At 72.1% G+C, this 397-nt stretch carries 1 protein-coding gene; it reads right to left on the bottom strand.

What is annotated here, in order from left to right:
- Positions 1-381, bottom strand: a 381-nt coding sequence (locus AC1DSF_RS31175; RefSeq protein ID WP_478184175.1) for an RNA-guided endonuclease InsQ/TnpB family protein, incomplete at its 3' end; no start/stop codon positions are given.
- Positions 382-397: the final 16 nt, after the last annotated feature.

Genomic DNA, 397 nt, shown 5'->3' with positions numbered 1-397 from the left:
GTACTCCAGCATGCTCCGGAACTCCCGCCACGCSGCGTYRCCGAYCGCSCGGGCGAGKCKSCGGTTCTTCATCAWWTTCCGCACCGCCARRTCCTCGACCACGAGCGTTTGGTTCTCACGCACGAGTCGGGTCGTCAGCTGGTGCAGGTGATCCCGCCTGCGGTCCGCGATCCGCGCATGCAGACGCGAGACCCGCAGCCGGGCCCTCGCCCGGTTCGCACCGCTACCCGGAGCCTTGCGGGACAGSGCSCGCTGYGCCCGSGCCAGGCGCGCCCGGTCGGCGCGYTCGTGCCGCGGGTTGGCGACCTTTTCCCCCGTGGACAGGGTCAGCAGGTGGTCGAGGCCGACGTCGATACCCACACACGTGTCCGTGGCGGGCAGCGGCCCGACCGTGGGG

This window comes from Variovorax sp. 01N429, assembly GCF_056399425.1.
This window is presented reverse-complemented; position numbering and strand designations above follow the sequence as displayed.